Raw genomic sequence first — 563 nt, 5'->3', positions numbered from 1 at the left:
CGCGCATAGCCGCGGTCGAGATAGAAGCTGCGCAGCGTCTCAAGGTCGCCCGCCAGTTTTTGCTTCTGATACTTGCGATCGCCCACCACGTTCCACCACGGCACTTCGTCGCGCAGCTGGAAACGGGAGATCAGCTCGTCAGAGCTGAAGGCCTTATTACCAACGATGTTGATCTGCTGAATTTTGGCGGAGACGCCTTCGGTAAAGACCAGCTTCAGATCGACGCGGTTGCGCGGCAGCGGCGTAACCACGGCCTTCACGTTAGCGGTGTATTTACCGACGCTGTAGTAGAAGTCCTCCAGCCCCTTCTCAATCGAAGAGATGGTGGTGCGGTCCAGAGCTTCGCCTACGCGTACGCCAGAGGCCTCAAGGTTTTGCTTGAGCTGATCCTCTTTCACCGCTTTGTTGCCGGTAAAGGTAATGCTGGCAATGGTAGGACGTTCTTTAACCTGAACAATCAGCGTAGTTCCGTCGCGCAGGACCTGAACATCCTCAAAGTTGCCGGTAGCAAAGAGTGAACGAATGGTATTTTTGACATCTTCGTCATTAACCGTATCGCCAAC

At 54.4% G+C, this 563-nt stretch carries 1 protein-coding gene; it reads right to left on the bottom strand.

Translation table 11 applies throughout. The features are described from left to right. Positions 1 to 563 (bottom strand): POTRA domain-containing protein (locus tag EKL29_RS22950; protein WP_311779083.1); only part of this gene is annotated, 563 nt, incomplete at both ends.

The sequence above is a fragment of the Pantoea sp. YU22 genome, from assembly GCF_003970755.1.
Classification (GTDB): Bacteria; Pseudomonadota; Gammaproteobacteria; order Enterobacterales; family Enterobacteriaceae; genus Pantoea; species Pantoea piersonii.
This window is presented reverse-complemented; position numbering and strand designations above follow the sequence as displayed.